Here is a 15,317-nt window from a genome sequence, read left to right as displayed (position 1 = left end):
CCTATGGAACCAAGCTGCCGGAGGCGGCATGTTTGCCGTAGCTGGCCCTTTCCCGATGATCTTGCCGTTGGCGGCCGTCAGCAGCGCCAGGGGCATTCGGATGGCATGCGCCGTCGGCGGGAAATTGAGGAAGCCGCCGGTATGCTTGCCAGGGGCATGAGGTGGGCTGCATCTTCGGTCCTCTCCAGCACGGGGCCGAACTGTGCCCGGCGACCCCGTGCTGGGGGCGCATGCGGGGCAAAGTCGCCACAAATAATGCCAGTGGCGGGCAGGCGGCGGTACGGGTGCGGGACGGAAGCCCATTGTGCGCTTGCCTCTGTGGCTCAGTTCGGAGCGGCGCCAGGCGGCTTCGCCACAACCCTCCGGGAGCCACCGCGGGAGACGCCGGAAGACGGCTCCAGCAACCCCGATCCGCGAGTCGAAGGAGGCCAGCCGCCGCGGAAGTCCGCTGCGCCCCTTGGAAAACATTGGGCCGCGCCGTTTGCGAAAGGCAATTCACGCTCGTGTCGTTTTGGGAGAGGAGCTTGCGCCAGTGGCATCTTCAATATCGAGGTGTCTCACCTCGGGAAGGCCAATGGCACCCTTGCCGTGCCCGCCTTGCGAGATATTGTCCCTTGCGCAGCCCGCCGATGGGCCACAGGCTGCAACGGATTTGAGACTGGCCGGACACGGTGGTCCCGGTGCTTATCAGGATCAAGGGCATAGATGACATCCACTCCGTCGACCAGCACGCTGCACCGAACTTCCTGCAGCGGAGCCATCGGGTGGGGCGAAGAGGAGCGGAAGGCACAGCTGGCTGTCGTCCTGGACCTGTCGTCTGACGCGATTATCGGCATTGCCGCGGCAGACAAGCGCATTGTAAGCTGGAATCCCGCGGCAACCCGCCTTTTCGGCCACTCGCAGGCCAGTGCCATCGGCGCAACCGCCAGCAAGCTGCTGCCCGACCTTTTCCCTGATGCGGCGGACGCTATACTGGCGCGCGCGCTTGCCGGTGAGAAGGTGGAGGCGGAGGCTGTCCACCGGCACGGCAACGGTACCGCGGTTGGCATCGCGGTCACGGCAGTTCCCATTGCGTCGGCGGATGGAATGGCATCCGGGATAACCGTACTCTGCCGCGTGGCCGGTCCCGACCAGCAGGCTTCCGCCACGTTGCTGGGTTCAGAGAGCAGATTTCAAGCCATTGCCGATTCTGTCGACCAGATGATCTGGTCGGCGCGGCCGGACGGCTACCACGAGTATTACAACCGCCGTTGGTACGAGTTCACCGGCGTGCCCGAGGGCTCTACGGATGGGAGAGGGTGGAGCCATATGTTCCATCCTGACGATCGGGAGCACGCCTGGGCACGGTGGCGTCATTCTCTCTCCACCGGCGAGCCTTATCATGTCGAGTACCGGCTGAGGCATCGCTCCGGCGAGTACCGCTGGGTGATTGGCCGCGCCCAACCTGAGCGGGACGAGGCAGGCCGGATTGTTCGCTGGCACGGGACATGTACCGATGTCCATGATTTGAAGCAGGCGGAAGCGGCCCTCCGGGACAGCGAGGAACGGTTCCGCTTCGCGCTCGAGGCCGCTGGCGGCGTCGGCACATGGAATTGGGATATCCAGGGTGACCGCCTCGTTGCCGATGCTGCTTTTGCGGCCCTTTACTGCGTCGACCCCGTGAAGGCGGCCAAGGGCCTGCCTATCGCCTCGTACGTAACTGGGATCCATCCGGAAGACCGTTACCGCGTCCGCGCTCAGATCCAGCGGGCTCTTGCCTGCGGCGGCGACTTCACCGCTGAGTACCGGGTCGTTGCGTTGAACGGGACAGAGCGCTGGGTGCTGGCCCGCGGGCAGTGCTTCATGGACGGGGAGGGCAGGCCTGTCCGCTTCCCCGGCGTCGCGATCGACATCACCGACCGCAAGCGGACGGAGGAGGCGCTGGCGGTTAGCCAGCGGCGGCTGCAGGCGATCCTGGATACGGTGCCGGTGGGCATAATCATCGCCGATGCCCCGTCAGGGCGCATCGTCGGAGGGAACAAGCAGGCCGAAAGCATTTTCGGGCGCCCGATTCTCCCGTCGTCTGGCATCAGCGACTATGGCAGTTGGGCATGCTACCACCCGGATGGGCGCGAGGTGGCTGCGGCGGAATATCCCCTGGCGCGCGTCATTGCGGGGGCGGAGAAGCAGTCCGAACTCGAAGTGCTCTATCAGCGAGACGCCGTCCGGAAAACCTGGGTGCGCCTGATCGCGGCCCCGATCCTGGACGAGGCGGGCCGGGTCGCAGGAGGCGTCGTGGCCTGCCTCGACATAGACAGAAATCGCCGGACCGAGGCGGCGTTGCGTGAGGCGCACGAGCGCATCGAACTGGCGCTCAACAGCGGCGCCATCGTCGGCACCTGGGTCTGGGATATCCAGGCCGACCGTCTCACGGCGGACGAGCGTTTCGCGCACGCCTTCGCCCTGGACCCGAAGCAATGCCAAAAGGGTTTGCCGCTCAATGCGGTGACGGATTCTATCCATCCCGGGGACAAGGCGCGTGTGGAAGCGTTGATCGCCGCCGCCCTGGAGCAGGGCGGGAGCTTCAGCGCCGAGTACAGGGTCCTCCAGCCCAACGGCTTGTGTCGCTGGATCGAGGCGAGCGGTCGCTGCGATCTCGACAGCAACGGTCGACCGCTCCGGTTCCCGGGCGTGCTCATCGACATCGAGCACCGCAAGCAGGCCGAGGATAGACTTTGGCGGAGCGAGGTCGAGGCCCGTGAGCGCATGCGCCTGTTCAAGGCCGTGATCGATGCCGTGCCGGCCCTCATCTACGTGAAGGACCGGGAGGGCCGCATGCAGATCGCCAACGGCCCGGTCCTGGACCTGATCGGCAAGCCCTGGGGCGAAGTCGAGGGCCGCTCGGATCTCGAGTTCCTCGACGACTCGGAACAGGCCGCCCGGGTCATGGCGACCGACCGCCGCATCATGGAGGCCGGGCTGACGGAGGAGCTTGAAGAGGTTGTCGGCCATGACGAACATGGCCCACGCATTTGGCTCTCCCACAAGGCTGCGTTCAGGAATGAACAGGGTATTGTTGTCGGCCTGGTCGGGACCTCCACGGACCTGACCGCGCGCAAGCGGGCCGAGAACGACCGGCAGCTTCTCGTCCGCGAGCTCAACCACCGCGTCAAGAACCTCTTCTCGATCACTACAGGCATGGTCAACATGACGGCGCGCTCGGCCAGCAGCGTCCGCGACATGGCTTCGGCGCTGACCGGCAGGCTGATGGCGCTGGCGCAGGCCCATGAGCTCATACGGCCCGCGGTGACCGGGATCAGCTTCGGAGACGAGACCACCTCGCTTGACGAGCTCGTGAAGGCCATTCTTGCCCCCCATCTTCCCCCGGACACGGGCCGGTTGTGCAGCGGGGGGCCGGATGTGCGCATTGGGCCGACGGCCGCAACCAGCCTCGCGCTGGTGCTCCATGAGCTTGCCACCAACGCAGCCAAGTACGGTGCGCTCTCCACGCCCGCAGGATGCCTGGATGTCGCTTGGGCCTCCGCCGAGGGCCAGTTGACTGTGACCTGGAAGGAGGTTGGCGGGCCGGCCGTGGACGCCCCGCCCGCCCGCGAAGGCTTCGGATCGCGGCTGGCCCGCATGGGGATGGGCAGTCAACTGAATGGTACTATATTGTATGCCTGGCGGACGATAGGTGCCGAGATCACATTGGTAGCCTCGCTCGAGCGGCTCGGAAAGTGAACTGGCGGGGGAAACGTTGGTTGTCATGCGGAAGCGCATTAACGTAAGTGTGCAATATGGCTCAACTTGAGTCCGACATCGTTCATCCAAGCCTTGGCAGGGCCGAAGTGCTCGTCGTCGAGGATGAGCCGTTTATCGCAATGGACCTTGTTTATGCCGTTGAGGACGCGAATGGCATGCCGGTTGGTCCCGCGGCAACGGTGCGGCAGGCGTTGGCAATGGTGAAGGCCCAGGACATCAAGGCCGCGATCCTGGACGTGAACCTTCCAGACGGGGATGTCGGGCCAGTTCTGGAAGCCTTGATCGAGAGGTCGGCGGCGGTGGTCGTCCATACCGGAACGGCCTTGCCCCCGGAGGTCAGGGTCCGGTTTCCGCAAGTGCCGATCTATGCGAAGCCAACGCCAGCCGTAGTGTTGACAAGCCGCCTCGCAAGCGAGCTAAAGCGGTGATTCACTTGTGTAGCGGAGGGGCCAGGCTCCTGTTGGGTGCTCCCGAAAGGACTCCGCTGTCCTGCGGCCTTATCGAAAAGGCTTCGGACGGCATCCATTGGTCCGATGGGATTCGGCATTCCGGCGCGACGTCTTGCCAGGGCGTCTCATACAAGCGCTCGTTGGTAGCCGGAGGAGCGGCGCCCGCGGTTATCCTATGTTAATGCGCGCCTAGGCTGGGGTGCGTAGGCAGGGATTTAGGGGCGGGCACTTCGAAGGAGGAGTCCGACCCCACATTGCTCCCGCTTTGGCTGGATGCTTCGCTGACTTCCGCCGCATCGGTAGCGTGAGGCGAATGAGGAATGGAAGTGCAATGCCGACGTGTCCGGATGGCGGTGCAGACCTCGACACCCTTGCCGACGCCGACTTGGATGCCCTCAGCTTTGGTGTGATCCAGCTGGACGGCCGTGGAATTGTAACCCGTTACAATGCCGCGGAGAGCCGCTTTTCGGGCCGGCGGCCGGAGGAGGTGCTGGGCCGTCACTTCTTCCGCGAGGTGGCGCCTTGCACCAACCTACCCGCCTTCCACGGCCGCTTCCTCCAAGGCGTGCGCAGCGGCGCCTTGGATGAGAGTTTCGTGTACACGTTCAGCTTTACGCCACGCCCGGTCCGGGTCGCTGTCACGATGTGGAAAGCCCGGTCGCCGGACCGCTTCTGGATCACCGTCAGGCCGCTCGAATACCTCGAGAAGCGCACAAGGGCGGCAGTTCCCGCCATTGAGCAGAACGCGTCGGCCGAACAGGAGACCCTGAGTGCTTGCGCCCGAGAGACGATCCATATGCCGGGAGCGATTCAGCCCCACATGGCGCTGCTCGTCGCCGACCCGGTGACTTGGTGCGTTCGGGCATGCAGCGCCAACGCCGGGGAGGCATTCGGCTGCGGAGCTGACGACCTCATCGGGCGCGTGCTGGGCGATCTGTTCCCGGCAACTTTCACCTCGGAAATCACCCAGGTCCGGGCTCGTGCTGATCTGGCGCCCGGTCCGGCCCGTCAGGTCCAGCTTCCAATCCAGCTTGGCGGGATCGACTACCTGGCAAGTGTTCACGAGCATGCAGGCAACATCCTGGTCGAGCTCGAACGTGTTCCGCAGGACCGTGACTTCGCCGTGCCCAGTCGGGCCGCTGTTCGCAACGCCGTGTCACGATTGCGGTCCGTGACCGATGCCAAGGAGCTTGCACAGGCGGTTGTCGAGGAGGGCAGGGCGCTGACGGGTTTCGAGCGGGTGCTCGTCTACCGCTTCGACCGGGACTGGAACGGCGATGCAATTGCCGAGAGCAAAGTTGAAGACTGGGAACAGTCGCTCCTCGGCTTGCGCTTTCCTGCTTCCGACATCCCGGCCCAGGCCAGGGCGTTGTATGTCATCGCCCCGCCACGCTTCGTGGTCGACCGCGACTACGCGCCGGTGCCCTTGCTCCCAGGGGATCGCCTCGAAGGCGTCCCCATCGACCTCAGTTTCGCTACGTCCCGGAGCCTGTCGCCAAGCCACCTGGAGTACCAGCGGAACCTGGGTGTGAACGGGTCAATGTCAGCCTCCATCATCGTCGACGGACGGCTCTGGGGCCTGGTGATTGGCCACCATAGGCAGCCCCACTATGTGGCCCCGGAAACTCGTGCCGCGGTGTCGACGTTGGTCGAGGCGTTCAGTTTGCGCCTTGAGGGCGTCCAGGCTGATGACCTCTCCCGCCGTTATCGACAGCATGTTGCTGCCCAGGCGGCTCTGCTGGACCGGATGGCCGGGGCGGAGGATCTGGCCGGAGCGCTCCTGCATGGTCCCGTCACCCTGCTGAACCTGTTCGACGCGACCGGCGCGGCGATCGTGGACGATCGCGAGGTCTGTTTGCTCGGTGCGGCACCGGACCAGGGCCAAGTGCTGGACCTGGTGGATTGGCTCCTCGGCCAAGAGCCAGCCCAGACAAGTTTCGCTACGGAGCACCTGTCCCACCTGTACCCGCAGGCTGCCGCCTACCGCAGTATGGCCAGCGGGCTCCTGGCCGCCTTCAGTCCGGACCGTCGGCGGGCGCTGCTCTGGTTCAGGCACGAGGTGGTGAGGACCGTCGCCTGGGGCGGCGATCCCCGCCGGCCGGTGGGGGAGGCGCCCGATGGCGGCACGGCGGTCCTGCCCCGCCGCAGCTTCGAGCGATGGTTGGAGGAAAAGGCAGGATCGAGCACCCCCTGGGAGACGTGGCACCTGGACATCGCCAAGGCTCTTGCTGATGCCCTCGATGGCGTGGTCTGGCGTCAGAACCGGCAGATCGCCACCCTGAACGCCAAGCAGGAGGAACTCATCGCCGTCCTTCTCGACAAGGAAAAGCTCCTTGCCCAGAAGGACGTCTTGGTGCGAGAGGTCGACCACCGGGTCAAGAACTCGCTCCAGATTGTGGCCTCGTTCCTCCAGATGCAGGCGCGGGCGGCTGGCGATCCGTCCAGCGCGGCGGCGCTGCAAGAGGCCTATGCCCGGGTGATGAGCGTCGCGCGGGTTCATGGCAGCCTTTATCAGGCTGAGAATGTGGAGGAGGTGGATATCGGGCAGACCATCAGGCGATTATGCGAGGACCTCGCCCCGATTGCCGGGGACGGGCGAGACTTGGTGGTCCGAGCCGGCGAGGGCCTGATGATGCCGTACCGCAAGGCCGTGGGGATATCGATCATCGCGGCCGAACTGATCACCAACGCTATCAAGTACGCTTACCCGCCGGGACAGACCGGGAGCGTGGAGGTCAGGATCAGCCCCGATGCGGACGGTTGCGTGTGCATGGTGATCTCCGACCAAGGACGCGGCTTCCCGGCCGATCTCGTTGCAGGCGTTGGCCCGGGCGGGCTCGGCATGCGGGTGGTGAAAGCCATGCTCGATCAGATCAACGGGCGCATGCGCATCGAGAACGTCAACGGCGCGCGCTTCACGATCTGCGCTTAGCATCGACGCAGCCCAGGTCGGATGGACGTGTGTCCCGGACGGGCAGAGGGTGAAATCATCCCATTGCGTCGGGCCGTCCACTGGCAATCTCCTTGGAGCCTCTGCTTCCGACCACGCCTTCGGCCACATCTCCACGCGACCTGTCTTGAGAACCCTCCGGTGCGGGGCCAGCAGCTGCTGAGAGGCACGCCGGTTCGGAGCAGCGATCGTACGCCATTCCAGCGGGTGATCCTCCACATGCGGGGGCGCCGGTCACTTCCGCGGAGCGGGCACCGGGGGCACGAGCTCAGCTTCCGCGGCTGGAATACCAGTCCACCACGGTCATAGCGGCCTTGGCAAGCTGGCGTCCGGACGCATCAGTTGCTCTGAGCGCGTCGAAGAGGGCGCGCGGCAGCGCCCCCATGTAGCGGTCGTAATCGTCCGCTATGCGATCAGCTATCTGCGCGGCAGCGCCGCCCGTGGCGCCCAACGGGACGACGTGGCGTCCCGAGGCCGCTGCCGCCTCGAATTCCGAAATGACCCCGTTCGCGGTGATCCTCCGCGAACCACCGCCCATGGCCTCGTCGTCCTTCTCTCCCCCGACGAACACAACGATGCCCGCCTGGGCGAGCATGTCCTCGCGGTAGCGGGCCTGAAGGTCGGCGAGGTTCGGCCCGCTCTGGGGAAAAGGCCGCAACAGCAACGACCGGTCCAGGTTGGGCGAACCCGCCGCGTAGAGTTCCTCAAGGGCGCCGGACAGGAGCGCGGCGCCGACGGTCAGGCCAAAGCCGCTCACGATCCGCTTGCCGCTGGAAGCGAGGAGGCGACCAAGCTCGGTGGATGTCTCTACCAGCAATTTGCGGCGTAGCGGATCGCCGGGCTCGGTGTCATGCAAGGGGAAGCTGCCGGAGACGAGGACGCTTTCGAGGAAGAGCCGCCGCTCGACCGCGGCAAGCACCTCCTCGATCTCGTCGAAACGGTCGATCTCGAGAACCTCGATGCTGTAGCGGGCTAGGTCCCTCACCAGGTGCTCGTGGCGCTTCGTGTCGTACTCATGCTTCTCCCGGTCTTTCCTGCCCCCGCCCTGCGGTTTGGGGGGCCTGCGGAGGATCGTGAAATGCGACTGATGGTTACGGTCCGGATTGGCTTCGCGGATGGCCGCGAACACGTGCGAGAGATTTGGATCCCGGAAGCCGACGCCCAGGAACAGCATGCTCGTCGTGGTGAGGCGGCTCGTGAGCAACGGGATGAAACCGGGTCTCCTGGCCCGGTAAAGCTCGTAATCCTCCTTCGCGAGCACGATGCCTTCCGGTTCCCGGACGGTGCCGTGCATCTTGTAAAAGACGGTATGCGCGCCAGCATGTGGCCGGGTCAGGGACGCTTGGTTGGGCCTCACCTCCATCTGCTTTTTCGCCTCGGCCCAGGCGCGCTCGGGCAGCGTGTCGTAGTTGGTCGACCAGAGCTCAGGGATCGGCAGGCGCGCAAGGATGCGGAACGACCGGGGAATCCCGCGGTTCTCCGGGAACTCCTTGACGATCAGTTCGGTAATGCGGGTGCGCGCGTTGCTCTTGTGGTTCAGGTAGAACTGCGCGAGGCCGGGAAGGTCGTCCTCGCGCGATGCATCCAGGCCGATCTCCTGCGCTATGTCCTTCAGCAGTCCGGCCCAGTCGGGATACATGGCCGGGCGTGACAGGCCTGCGCCGATGAAGACGCTGATCGTTCCGGCCCGGAACCTTTCCGCGAGCGCCTCGATGAATTTGTCTTTGTGCACCGCAAATCCCTTGGTTGCGGACCCGCCATGTTGCCCTTGGATCCCCAAGGCCAGTGGGCGCCCTGGCGGCTCGGACGCACAATGTTCGAGCGCCCGGGCCGGTGGGCCGGTCAGCGACCGGCGTGTCTTGCCGCCGCGTCAACCCATGTCGCGAAGTTGTTGTACCCGTCGTCCTGCACCCAGTCGTAAACAGGAAAAAGGTCCGATAGCGTGGGAGTCGTCCCTGCCGTCAGGTAAGTCGCCGAGGAGGCGGGAATAGGGTCGGCATCGTCGTAGACAGCCCACTTCCCGTTCTCCAGCACGTTGGGCACGAGTTTGGCGGAGCGCTCGCTCCAGCCGTAGCCAAGATAGTCAAAGATGTTCGGGCCTTCGGGGTCCGTGCTCCGGGTCCGGGGGTCCTTGAGGTCGTGGACCCGTACGCCGAAAATCCCGTTCCCCTTCTCGATGCTCTTGAAGACTTCGTACTGCACCCACCGGCGCTCGTAGGTCTCGGTGCCAATCAGGACGCATGTGACGGATGATCCGGCCAGACCCTTGTTGATGGCGCGCTTGACGGCCACGGAGCCTTCCTTTTTCGCCAATTCTTCGAGGGAGCCGTCGAAGTAACCCGCTTCCTTGCGGTTGGGCTTGGTCACCCAGTGGTTCTTGACTTGGTGCAGCCGCATCACGTCGCGATCAAAATGGAAGCTGAAATAGACCCACCGCATGGTGGTGGGCGCGTTGAAAAACATGGCGATGTCATCCTTGAAGACGTAGCCAAGCGCGGCGAGGATCCCCATCCCGAGCAGGCGCGACAATCCGAACTCCCGTATGCGTGCCGCCGGGGACTGGGCCCACGGACGGCCAACGTTCGTCCATTCTGATGCCCGGCACCAACGTTGTCATGCGCAATCTGGATGCAGGGGCATTAGCGGGGTATCCTCCGGCGGATGCCTGGAGGGCGCCCCGCCTGCCGTTGCCGCCGTTACGGCGGAGCGGGCAGTAAATTCTTAACCGTGGAGCGGAAAACTGCCGAGGCGACCGCCGTGGCGGATCAACCTGGCACGAGGGACATGATGGCGCTCCTTACAGAACAGCGGCTTAGGGCAAGGGCTCAACGCGAGTTCCAGCGTTCCTACAAACCGGCTCCCCAGCGCTTGAACGAGGCCGTAGCCGCGGCGTCCAGGACGGATCACTTCGACGTGTTCCTGAGCCACTCCATAAAGGACGCGGAGCTCGTGGACGGGGCCAGGCTGGAGCTAGAGGACAAGGGGCTGGTGGTCTACGTCGACTGGATCGTCGACGCGCAGCTGTCACGGGAGTCGGTCACGCCGGACACCGCCCGCGTGCTGCGAACCCGCATGCTGCAATCTGAATCGCTCCTCTACATGCATACCGAGAACTCGCCTTCGTCGAAGTGGATGCCGTGGGAGTTGGGGTTCTTTGACGGCCGCAAGGGGGCTGTCGCGATCCTGCCGGTGGTAAAGAGACCGGCCAGCACATTCGCCGGTCAGGAGTACCTGGGCATCTACCCATACGTCGACGCCGACATGGCCGTCGGCAGCGGGCGGGAGGAGCTCCGGGTCAACAAATCGATATACGAGTACTCCAGCTTCCAATCTTGGAAGAGCGACCCGGGAAAGCTCCGCAGATAGCTGCGGCCGGACGCCCCTTGCGCCGGAGGATACAAGAGGCCCTGCCATGCGCCTGGACTGTCCGGTGCACCGTGCCCGCTGCCCGGCCCGAAATGGCCCAGGTCGAGGTCGGGACGACGCTGTGCGCCACTCCCGGAAACATCGCGAGTTGCCGGACCCTATGTGGGTCCGGAGCGGTATGAATTTTCCCGCTCAGCAAGTTCTGGAAAGGAATCGGTCAGCAACTTGCCTCCAACAGCGATGTTGTCGTACGAGTGCTCCTCAAAGTGAATCGTTAGAAGCTCAGCAGAATGCCCTGTGGCGCTTTCAAAGGCGCGTGTCACTGCTTCTGCGCAGGCAATCTTCACTTCACGAGTAAGTCGTGGGGAGTAGATGACGATGTGCGGCATGCCATGCCTCTCCGATTGCTGCCGCAGGCCTTGGATGCAGTGCCATCGGCCAGCCAGCATGATGGGTCTTCCGCCATCATATCACCCGTCATCGCCCACGCGCCCGCACGACAGCCGCCGCACCGCATGCGATGAGCGCACGTGCCGCAGGCGCCACTCACCTCGCGGGACTTCAAGGTTCTGACGGTGGGTGAGGTCGACCAGATCTCTGCGAGCGGCCGCTCTTTGAGATTCCCGAGGGACAGGGGGAACATCACGCACGGCGTAACATCCCCGGTGGGGGCGATGCAACCGATGCTGATCCCGGCTTGGCAACCGCCACGGCAATTCCCCGCGTCGGGCGAAAGCGCTGCGAGGCCTGAAGAATGCGCTGTCAGGTGTAGCTCCGGATGGCGAATCTTGGCGTCGAGCCAGATCTCGAGCAGGCGTTTCGCTGTCGAAGGCGCTAGCGCCTCGATGGCCGCGCCCCGCCCCGTCGGTACGAACTGCGACAAGTTGAAGCCATGGACCCCGAGTTCCAGGGCGATGCCTATTATTTCAGGCAGAAGATGCGCGTTGCTGCGCATCGCGGTGAAACAGATGTGGGTGCGCAGCCCTGCATCTAGGCTCCGCCGGATTGCACCGACCGCGTGGTCGAACGCGCCGCTCCCGCGCACGCGCTCATGCGCTTCGCGCGTGCCGTCAAGGCTGACCTGCAGCCGGTCCAAACCCGCAACCTTCAGCGAGCGGGCCCGCCGGCCCGTCATGGGATAGCCATTGGTACTCGTGCCGGTCGACATCCCCTCGTCGCGGGCAAACCGGATCAGTTCCTCGAGGTCCCGCCGAAGCAGCGGCTCGCCGCCGGAAAAGGCGACATCGACAACACCGACCGCCGACATCTGGCGCAGTATGGCCTGCGCCTCTGCTGTCGAATACCCCAGCGACCCATGGCTGTCGGCGTTCGACGAGCAATGCGTGCAGGCGAGGTTGCACTTGTAGCCCAGGATGAACACGAAGTGCAGCGGGAAGGACGGCCGGAACATCTTCACCCTCGCATCACATGAATGACTGCCGGATCCGCGCCTCTACACCGGCGAGATCAGGTGGCCTCGCGGCACCCTCATAGGCGCGATGGAGGCGGTGCAGATTGGAGACGATGAAGCGGCGCAACCGGAGCGCAGCGGCCGTGATCTCGTCCCGTGTCGCTTCCGCGGTCTCATGCGCAACGGCCTCCGAAAACATCACGGCCTCGGCGAGACTGATTTCCGAAAAGATCGCGTAGTCCGCGAAGCCCTCAAACCGACGCCGCACGCCGTAGCGCTCTGGGTTGAGGTGAATGTCCGTTTGCGGAAACAGGATGAGTGGGCTCACCCAACGCGGGATGCCGCCGGCGTCCATCGTCCGCCCGATCAGTTCCTCCGTTTCAGAGAGCGCTGCTTCGTCCTCGCCGGGCAGTCCGGCCATCCACCAGCTATAAGGCTCAAGGCCAAGCGAGGCAGCGCTGGCGACGCGCTCCACGACCTCGTCGGGATTAAGCCGTCGGTTGTTGATGGCAGCAACCCGCGCCGAGCCGGTCTCGATGCCGTAATCGATGCTGCCTAGCTCGCAGCAGGCGGCTAGCGCGCTCATGCCATGGGCCGTGAAGCTGTCGGGATGAGCGAAGATATTGAGGTGCCCTGGCCGGATAGCTCGCCGTATCAAAGCGTCAGCGAGTGCCACGAGCTTGCGGTCGCCGCCGACGAAGAAATTATCCTGGATCGTGAAGCGGGTGATGCCTTCCGCCGTCAACGCCTCGATTTGGTCCACGATCCGGTCAGGCGAGTGGAACCGAAGTTTGGGACGGCCCTGCATCCGCCCAACAACGGGTTCGATGCACCAGGCGCAACGGAACGGGCACGCGCCACGCGCCGTCGAGATTGCCGCAACGTCGGGCCGGAGGGGCCGGGGTTTGAGGCTCCGGTAGCTGTAGACGGGCAGGCTGTCAAGCTCATCGACAACCTTTGGCGGCGGGGCCGGTGCACGGCCGGTGTGAAGTCCCGGTACGTCCGTCGGAAAGCCTCCTCCCGTTGATATGGCCTCAGCCAAGCGGAGAAGCGGCACCTCGGCCTCGCCGCGGATGACGCCGTTGACCCAGTCGGCGGCCAATGCGGCTATCTCGTCAGCGAACAGCCCGGCATGCTGGCCGCCGATGACGATCGGCAGGTCCTGGCTCCGTTCTCGCAGGCGCCTTGCCGTCTCAAGGGCGCCGTGGCTGAAATGGACCCAGTTCAGCCCAATGGCGACCAGGATCGGCTCCTTGGCGAGAATGAGCGAGATAGCGTCCTCCGCCGAGAAGCCCTGGTGGAGCATCAGCGGGATGTGGATGCCATCAACCGCAAAGCCGTGACCTTGCAGCCAAGCTGCGTTCGCCAGAATGCCGAGCCCGAACTGCTTATCGTCCAGGCAGGGGGACGGATTGCTGAACGACGCCGGCGGCTGGACGAAGAGGATCTGTCCTTTCGTCATGTCAGCGCATCACGACAAGGTCGCGCCTCTTCAGCGCGCAAAGGAAATCTAGAACCTGCTGGGCCGCCACCGTCGAAGCAGTTCCCTCGAACAGGGCGCAGCCCTCGCGCACGACGTCGTCGATCGCGCGTCCGTCGCACAGGTCGAATATCTGCTTGCCGCGTAAGTCCACGATGTGGAGCAGGTCGGTCCGCGGGTTGTAGAGCAAATGGTTACCTGCTTCCTCGGGGCGACAGCGAATCTTCTCCGCCTTCGAAACGAACGAGAAGAACTCAGTCATGACGGCACCATCCTATTCGGGACGAAACGGTTGCCGACCTCAGTACCGTCGGGCCTAATCCAGCAAGTAGGGTCTCCGAGATAGGCGTCACCATATCGGGCGAAGCTAGCAGCCCGGCAGCCGCCACAACGCTCGAGATGCTCGCACCCTGCACAGTTGCCGGCGCGGATATTGCCTCTGTCCCGGATTTTCCGCAGTTCGGGCGCTGTTCTCCATATCTCGGCAAAGCTCATCTCGCGGAGATTGCCGACTGGGAGGGGAAGGACGACACAAGGCGTCACATCGTGGTCGACGGTGATCCGGCAGTGTGTGTACCCGGCGCCGCATCCCTTGTAGGGATCCGCCTCGGCGCCGGGCAGGATGAGTGCTACCCGGCAGTCGTGCCAGTCGACCTCGATCCGCCCTTTCCATTCTGCGGCGGCCTTCGTCCAGCGTGCCATGAGCGCGCCGAGTTCCGAGGGCAGCGGCATCAGGTTGATCCCCCCCCGGGTGGTGTAAACATATTCGGTGAGGTTGATTTTCTTTGCGCCGAGCCCATGGGCGAGCGCGATCAAGTCTTCCGCCTGCGCAAGGTTGGTGCGCATTGGCGTGTAGTTGACTGTCACGCGCACTCCAGCCTCAGCGAGGCTGCGCACAGCCTCGCAAGCCTTGTTGAATATGCCGGGAACCTGTCGGATGGCCTCGTGCACCTCCGCGGTCGCACCGTCGAGGCTGACGCTTACATTCGCGACGCCGAGTTCCTTGATCCGACGGCTGACGGATTGGCACACCCGTAGGCCATTCGTGGCAAAGGTAACCTGCATGCCACGGCTTTCGGCTCGCTCGACCAAAATCTCCCAGTCGTCGCGGAGTAGGAATTCTCCGCCGGAGAACGCAATGATGATGACACCCGCCGCCGCAAGTTGATCAATCAGATCCAGGCTTTCCTCGAGAGGCCAGAAAAGTGGCCCATGCCCGAAGACGGCGTCCGAGTAGCAATGAACGCAGCGGGCGTTGCAGTCTAGCGTGGTCTCCCACACGACGTAGAGTGGCGTGCCGAGCTTCATGACGTCCTCTCTTCGGCTGAGCGAGAAACGGGCTTTACCCTACGCCCGCTTCTACGCGACCATCCATGCCATCGCGGAAAGATGGCCAAGATCTTCGATCTGTAGCGCGCCTAGCGGTGCAATCTTGGATTCGGCCGGAGTGCCGACGTGGATCCGCAATTCGGCGATGCGGCCGTCGCGCAGCGTGAAATTGTGCGTGAAGGGCACCTGCAGGCCTTCTTCCTTGTGCGTTACGACATAGCGCAACCCGCTCGCCACGACATGGTCGGCACTCTTCGCGTTCGCGACCTCAATGGAGGAGACATTCACGGCGATTTCGCCGTCGACGCCTTTGGCTCGGCGCTCGTAGAAGCCCGAGATCTCATCCGCGCCGGAGTACGAGTGATCGCCGCCGAGCGGCTTTCCTCCAATTGTGAGCTTCCCGTCCTCATGCCATAGAGCCATGATACGGCCCGTATCGAACTTCTTGTTTGCGACGGCCGCCCGGTCCATTGTCTTTACGGCAGAGAAATACTTCCTTATGGTCTCGATATTGTTGAACGGCTGGAGGCTTTTACGCACTATTTCTTTTCGGTCCATGATGTTCACTCCCATACAGCTGCCTGTATTGAA

Annotated in this window: 11 protein-coding genes and 1 pseudogene; 5 read left to right on the top strand and 7 right to left on the bottom strand. The window is 64.1% G+C overall.

The features are described 5' to 3' along the window. Window positions 1–705: 705 nt before the first annotated feature. From DOL89_RS26090 to DOL89_RS21665, 4 genes and pseudogenes are all read left to right on the top strand, one after another. A pseudogene (locus DOL89_RS26090) lies at window positions 706–1,104 on the top strand (PAS domain-containing protein); the annotation flags it as partial. 12 nt (window positions 1,105–1,116) lie between these two features. Beyond that, window positions 1,117–3,720 (top strand): PAS domain S-box protein, encoded by a 2,604-nt coding sequence (locus DOL89_RS21675; RefSeq protein ID WP_225890091.1) that lies wholly within the window; start codon window positions 1,117–1,119, stop codon window positions 3,718–3,720. A gap of 56 nt (window positions 3,721–3,776) precedes the next feature. Continuing rightward, a complete protein-coding gene (locus DOL89_RS21670) occupies window positions 3,777–4,169 on the top strand; it encodes a response regulator (RefSeq protein ID WP_119681469.1) in 393 nt (130 codons plus the stop codon). A gap of 334 nt (window positions 4,170–4,503) precedes the next feature. Further along, window positions 4,504–7,122, top strand: a complete 2,619-nt coding sequence (locus DOL89_RS21665; RefSeq protein ID WP_225890079.1) for a histidine kinase dimerization/phosphoacceptor domain -containing protein — start codon at window positions 4,504–4,506, stop codon at window positions 7,120–7,122. A 286-nt stretch (window positions 7,123–7,408) separates the two neighbouring features. Here the strand turns inward: DOL89_RS21665 and DOL89_RS21660 are convergent, their stop codons facing one another. Next, window positions 7,409–8,872 (bottom strand): SIR2 family protein, encoded by a 1,464-nt coding sequence (locus DOL89_RS21660; RefSeq protein ID WP_119681467.1) that lies wholly within the window; start codon window positions 8,870–8,872, stop codon window positions 7,409–7,411. Window positions 8,873–8,982: 110 nt separating this feature from the next. Further along, window positions 8,983–9,669 (bottom strand): TIR domain-containing protein, encoded by a 687-nt coding sequence (locus DOL89_RS21655; RefSeq protein WP_119681466.1) that lies wholly within the window; start codon window positions 9,667–9,669, stop codon window positions 8,983–8,985. Between the two features lie 255 nt (window positions 9,670–9,924). Between DOL89_RS21655 and DOL89_RS21650 the strand changes: the two genes are divergently transcribed. Further along, entirely contained in the window at window positions 9,925–10,506 is a 582-nt protein-coding gene (locus tag DOL89_RS21650) for a toll-Interleukin receptor (RefSeq protein ID WP_162937774.1), read from the top strand. A 343-nt stretch (window positions 10,507–10,849) separates the two neighbouring features. Here DOL89_RS21650 and DOL89_RS21640 read toward each other — a convergent pair whose 3' ends face one another. Genes DOL89_RS21640 through DOL89_RS21620 form a run of 5 tightly spaced genes read right to left on the bottom strand, consistent with a single transcriptional unit; the run spans window position 10,850 to window position 15,284 of the window. After that, window positions 10,850–11,917, bottom strand: a complete 1,068-nt coding sequence (locus tag DOL89_RS21640) for a radical SAM/SPASM domain-containing protein (protein WP_119681465.1) — start codon at window positions 11,915–11,917, stop codon at window positions 10,850–10,852. Window positions 11,918–11,930: 13 nt separating this feature from the next. Continuing rightward, the gene (locus DOL89_RS21635) at window positions 11,931–13,379 is read right to left on the bottom strand and encodes a B12-binding domain-containing radical SAM protein (RefSeq protein WP_119681464.1); all 1,449 of its coding nucleotides are present in this window, start codon (window positions 13,377–13,379) and stop codon (window positions 11,931–11,933) included. A 1-nt stretch (window position 13,380) separates the two neighbouring features. Further along, window positions 13,381–13,659, bottom strand: a complete 279-nt coding sequence (locus DOL89_RS21630) for a PqqD family peptide modification chaperone (protein ID WP_119681463.1) — start codon at window positions 13,657–13,659, stop codon at window positions 13,381–13,383. Then, complete coding sequence (locus DOL89_RS21625; protein WP_119681462.1) at window positions 13,656–14,705, bottom strand: radical SAM/SPASM domain-containing protein; 1,050 nt, start codon at window positions 14,703–14,705, stop codon at window positions 13,656–13,658. The genes DOL89_RS21630 and DOL89_RS21625 overlap by 4 nt, the downstream gene beginning before the upstream one ends. Before the next feature lie 51 nt (window positions 14,706–14,756). Then, window positions 14,757–15,284 (bottom strand): nuclear transport factor 2 family protein, encoded by a 528-nt coding sequence (locus DOL89_RS21620; RefSeq protein ID WP_162937773.1) that lies wholly within the window; start codon window positions 15,282–15,284, stop codon window positions 14,757–14,759. Window positions 15,285–15,317 lie beyond the last annotated feature (33 nt).

Source organism: Indioceanicola profundi (assembly GCF_003568845.1).
Lineage (GTDB): Bacteria > Pseudomonadota > Alphaproteobacteria > Azospirillales > Azospirillaceae > Indioceanicola > Indioceanicola profundi.
This window is presented reverse-complemented; position numbering and strand designations above follow the sequence as displayed.